We start from the raw sequence: 4652 nt of genomic DNA, 5'->3' as shown, positions 1-4652 counted from the left end.
CCCCTCAAAAGCGGGGCTGCGCCCCGGCTTTTGCCCCTTCAGGGGCGCGGGGAACTGCGCGACCAGCCCCCACCGGCCCGCAGACAGGTCGCTGCCCCTGAGGTATCAGAACGCGCTCAACGGCCGAGAGCCGCCAGCTCCTTGGCCGCCTCCGTGAGGTCTTTCGCGGTGTCGATGGCGCGCCAGTACGCGCCCTGCGGGATCGGATAGCCGGCCAGGCGGCGCTCACGGGCCAGCCGCGGGAACGTGGAGCGCTCGTGGTCACCGAGGGAGGGCAGCAGATCGGCGAACTCGGGGGAGAACACGTACACACCCGCGTTGATGCCGTGCGCGGTCGGCGGGGCCTCGATGAAGTCCGTGATGTGACCGAAGTCGTCGGTCTGGACGGCGCCCCACGGAAGGCGGGGACGGGCCAGCGCGAGGGTCGCCACCGCGTCGCGCTCGGTGTGGAAGTCCGCCATCTCCCGCAGCGAGAAACGGGTCCAGATGTCACCGTTCGTCGCGTACCAGGGGCGGTCGGGGTGCGGCAGGTGCTTCGCGGCGTACTTGAGGCCGCCGCCACGGCCCAGGGGCTCCGACTCGACCACGGTGGTCACGGAGACGGGCAGATCCGCCGACTCCAGCCACTCCTGGAGCACCTCGGCGAGATGGCCGCAGGAGACGACGACGTCGGTGACGCCCTCCTCGGCGAGCCAGGTCAGCTGGTGGCCGATGATCGGGGTCCCGGTGCCGGGGATCTCGACCATCGGCTTGGGGCGGTCGTCGGTGTAGGGACGCAGCCTTGAGCCCTGGCCGCCGGCCAGGACGACGGCTTGAACGGGGCGCGACGCTGCGTTCGGATCGGTCATGCCCGAACTTTACGTCGCGCCCCGCGGGATCAGCCGGTGGGGTTTGTGCGGTGCCTGGGAGAAATCGGTCTGCGGGACGGTGGGGGCTGGGCGCGCAGTTCCCCGCGCCCCATGCGGGGCCGGGGCGCGGTCTCCCACCAGACGGGCTCAGGCGTGCTGGGCTGCTACGCCCGTGGCGAAGGACGTGTCGCACACCGGGCGGGCGAACGACTGGGCGCGGACGGGGCCGTACGCGCGGACCGCCGCGCGGCCGAGGGCCCGGGCGATGGAGGCGCAGTGCCTGCCGAGGGACGGGCGGCCGTTCACGGCCTCCTGGAGGTGGGTGAGGGCGACCCCCGGGTTCTTCTCCTGGAGTTCCAGCAGGAGTTTGTCGCGCAGCACGTCGTGTGGAGCGCGGGACGGGGCGCGCCGGGAGACGTCCTCGGCGGAGGCTGCGAGAGCCGACGTCGAGGATTCGTTCCCCGACCAGTTGACCCGGGTGACCGCGAGCGTGCCGGAGAGCACCAGGACGACGGGCAGAACGAGGGCGAGGGTACGGCCGATCCGGCGGGCCGGACCGCGGCCGTGTCGGGTCGGTCGGCCGGAGGGGCCGTGGCCGTGTCGCGTCGAGTGGTTAGTGGAGTGCTTCACGCGAGTGAGGGTAGCGCGGGGTGATGATTTGGCGACATTTAGTAATCAGTTCGGGGGACGGGGGAGCGACCGTTTTCGAGTTTGATGTTGACGAACAGATGTCGAAATGACCGGTCTGCCGGGGTATTTGTCGACAACGAGAAAGGCCCCGCAGGGGTCTGCGGGGCCTTCTTCGTCAACCTGGGTGAATTCTCCGGGATTCGCCCGGCCGGTCGGGGAGGTTGCGATCAGTCGGTGAGGCGCTCACCGGTGGAGGTCGAGAACACGTGGGTCTCGCCCGCGCGCGGCACGACGTGCAGCGTCGAGCCCTTCTCCGGGACCGCGCGGCCGCTGACGCGGACGACCAGGTCCTTGAGGTCGTCGCCGACCTTGGCGCTGCCGTAGACGTAACCGTCGGCGCCGAGTTCCTCGACGACGTTCACGGTGACGGCGAGGCCGGCCGGGGCGTCCGCCGTCTCCTTCGACAGGCTCGACGCGGCGCCGCCGCCCTGCTCGACGATGTCGAAGTGCTCGGGACGGACACCGACCGTGACCGTACGGTCACCCTTGTCGGAGGCGGTCTTGAGGGCCTCGCGGTTGACGGGCACCACGCTGTTGCCGAACTTCACGCCACCGTCGGTGATCGGGACCTCGACGAGGTTCATCGCCGGGGAGCCGATGAAGCCGGCGACGAAGAGGTTCGCCGGGCGGTCGTACATGTTGCGCGGCGAGTCGACCTGCTGGAGCAGACCGTCCTTGAGGACCGCCACGCGGTCACCCATCGTCATGGCCTCGACCTGGTCGTGGGTCACGTACACCGTGGTGATGCCGAGGCGGCGCTGCAGCGACGCGATCTGCGTACGGGTCGAGACGCGGAGCTTGGCGTCGAGGTTCGACAGCGGCTCGTCCATGAGGAACACCTGGGGCTCACGCACGATGGCGCGGCCCATGGCGACACGCTGGCGCTGACCGCCGGAGAGCGCCTTCGGCTTGCGGCCGAGGTACTCGGTGAGGTCGAGGATCTTCGCCGCGTCCTCGACCTTCTGGCGGATCTCGGCCTTGTTGACGCCGGCGATCTTGAGCGCGAAGCCCATGTTGTCCGCGACCGTCATGTGCGGGTACAGCGCGTAGTTCTGGAACACCATGGCGATGTCCCGGTCCTTGGGCGGCAGGTGCGTGACGTCGCGGTCGCCGATGTGGATGGATCCGCCGTTGACGTCCTCAAGACCCGCGAGCATGCGCAGGGAGGTGGACTTTCCGCAGCCGGAGGGACCGACGAGGACGAGGAACTCGCCGTCCGCGACGTCGAGCTCAAGCTGGTCTACGGCAGGCTTCTCGCCACCCGGGTAGATGCGGGTCGCCTTGTTGAACGAGACAGTGGCCATGGTGAGGGGCCCCCTTCACCGGCAGGAACGTGCCGGACGATCCGTTGTAAAGGTGGTGTACCGCTACGGAACGATCCGTAGTGGTGTAGTCCACATGAGCGGACTGGTTCAGGACGCTACCTCGCGTTCACACGTTCTGTCAGTACTCGGTGGGCAATGAAGTTCGAGGAAATTTTCGACGGGCCCCCGCTGTGACGTGGGTACACTGCTTCGGGCGTGCCTGCGAGCACGCACAGGCACGTCCGCGTGCAGGCCTCCTTAGCTCAGTCCGGCCAGAGCAACGCACTTGTAATGCGTAGGTCGTCGGTTCGAATCCGACAGGGGGCTCATTTGAATGCCCAGCTCAGACATCGTCTGAGCTGGGCATTTTCGTTCAGCGGATGCGGCGGCGCCGGAGTGCGCGAGCCGCGCGGCTGTCTCCAGTCTCAGTTCTAGTCTCAGTCGGGGGCTCAGGCGCCGGTTCCGGGGCGGGCAGGAAGGTGTCGCCCATGCGGCGCATGGCGTCCTTCGAGAGGTGCGAGCGGCCCTTGACGTAGCGGCGGGTCTGGCTGATCTGCGTGTGCCGAAGGATCTCCATGATGGTCGGCATGTCCACCCCCAGCTCATTGAGGATCGTGCCCGCCGTATGACGGCTCCCGTCGTATAGGCGACGGTCACCGATGCCTGCCTCTGCCAACAGCTCCTTGAACTCTCCCCAGTCCTCCCGGGGGTCGATGGGGCGGCCATCGGGTCGGGTGAACACGGCATGGTGCTCCTGCCAGAGTTCGCCGGCCGCCTCCCGTAGTTCGTCCTGCTGTGCCTTGTGCGCGAGCAGGTAGGGGATAAATGCGGGCGGGATCGGTACGGGGTTCGTGCTCTTCTTGGTCTTGGGGCGGGTGAAGGCCAGACCGCCGCCCTTGCGGTGGGGGCAGATGCTCGCGTGCTTGACGCAGGTCTTGGTGCACGGCTTCGGGCAACCGCGCTTGTAGCCGCTGTGTGTGGCGCAGTTCGGGGGGCAGGGATCGAAGCGGTGCAGGCGTGCCCCGCAGGCGTGCGCGTCAGCGCACCCGTGCCTCCACGTGAGGCGCTGGAGCTGCCACCGCGGGTGGAACAGCTCGGCCTGTAGGTCGACGTAGGGCCACCGCAGGCCCAGGGTCTCGCCCTGCCGGAACCCCATGCCGACCCCGACGATCCACCGCATGAACGTGGGCCGCTTGGCCGCCGCTTCCAGGAACGCTTTCGCCTCTTCCTGGGTGAACGGGTTCGTCTCGGTCTCGTCGATGCTGGGCGGGTCGACCAGGGTGGCGACGTTCTCGCCGATCATCCGGCGGCGGTGGGCAATCTTCAGGGCCCGCGACAGGATGCGGTGCACCTTGACGACGTGGGAGGGAGCGCGCCCGGCATCGAGCATGGCCCGGTACATCTGCTCAAGGTGCTCGGGGGCGAGCTTGTCGATGCGGTGCTTTCCGACGCCGGGGACGATGTCGTTGCGGGTCTTGGACCAGTAGTCGTCAAGCGAGCGTGGCTTGAGTTTCAGGCTCGCAATGTCGGTGAGGTAGGTCTCCATCCACTGTCCGACCGTGGGCTTACGGCCTGCCTTGGTCGCGCGCCCCTCGTCGCGGAGCTTTTCCAGTTCGCGGACCTTTCGCCGCACGGCGGGTTCGGTGCGGGCCATGCGGTGGCGGCGGTCGGGGCTTCCGTCGGGGAGCACGCCCATGGTGACGCGGCCGTGCCACCAGCCGTCATCGCCGAAGTAGATGGTGGATTCCAGGTTCGACTTACGAGGGCTCACGTATGCCTCCATGCGAGAGGCGGCCCCGGCACATGCCGG

The 4652-nt window shown here is 68.4% G+C and carries 4 protein-coding genes and 1 tRNA gene; 1 reads left to right on the top strand and 4 read right to left on the bottom strand.

Going from position 1 to position 4652, the window contains the following annotated elements:
* Nucleotides 1–116: 116 nt before the first annotated feature.
* The 3 genes from ACFWGJ_RS42160 to ACFWGJ_RS42150 all read right to left on the bottom strand — a co-directional run bounded on the left by ACFWGJ_RS42160 (nt 117) and on the right by ACFWGJ_RS42150 (nt 2842).
* Nucleotides 117–848 carry an NDP-sugar synthase gene (locus tag ACFWGJ_RS42160; protein WP_387334253.1) on the bottom strand — a complete coding sequence of 244 codons (732 nt, stop codon included), beginning with the start codon at nt 846–848 and terminating at the stop codon, nt 117–119.
* A 147-nt stretch (nt 849–995) separates the two neighbouring features.
* Nucleotides 996–1478: a hypothetical protein gene (locus tag ACFWGJ_RS42155; protein ID WP_387334252.1), complete on the bottom strand. Its 483-nt coding sequence runs from the start codon at nt 1476–1478 to the stop codon at nt 996–998.
* A 227-nt stretch (nt 1479–1705) separates the two neighbouring features.
* Entirely contained in the window at nt 1706–2842 is a 1137-nt protein-coding gene (locus ACFWGJ_RS42150) for an ABC transporter ATP-binding protein (RefSeq protein ID WP_387334250.1), read from the bottom strand.
* A gap of 252 nt (nt 2843–3094) precedes the next feature.
* On the opposite strand from ACFWGJ_RS42150, the gene ACFWGJ_RS42145 reads away from it, so the two are divergent.
* Nucleotides 3095–3169, top strand: a tRNA-Thr gene (locus tag ACFWGJ_RS42145).
* A 46-nt stretch (nt 3170–3215) separates the two neighbouring features.
* Here the strand turns inward: ACFWGJ_RS42145 and ACFWGJ_RS42140 are convergent.
* Nucleotides 3216–4625: a tyrosine-type recombinase/integrase gene (locus ACFWGJ_RS42140; protein ID WP_387334254.1), complete on the bottom strand. Its 1410-nt coding sequence runs from the start codon at nt 4623–4625 to the stop codon at nt 3216–3218.
* Nucleotides 4626–4652 lie beyond the last annotated feature (27 nt).

Origin of the sequence: Streptomyces sp. NPDC060205 (genome assembly GCF_042728395.1) — a bacterium.
Taxonomy (GTDB): domain Bacteria; phylum Actinomycetota; class Actinomycetes; order Streptomycetales; family Streptomycetaceae; genus Streptomyces.
Note: the sequence above shows the minus strand (reverse complement) of the source record. Positions and strands in the feature narration are given on the sequence as shown.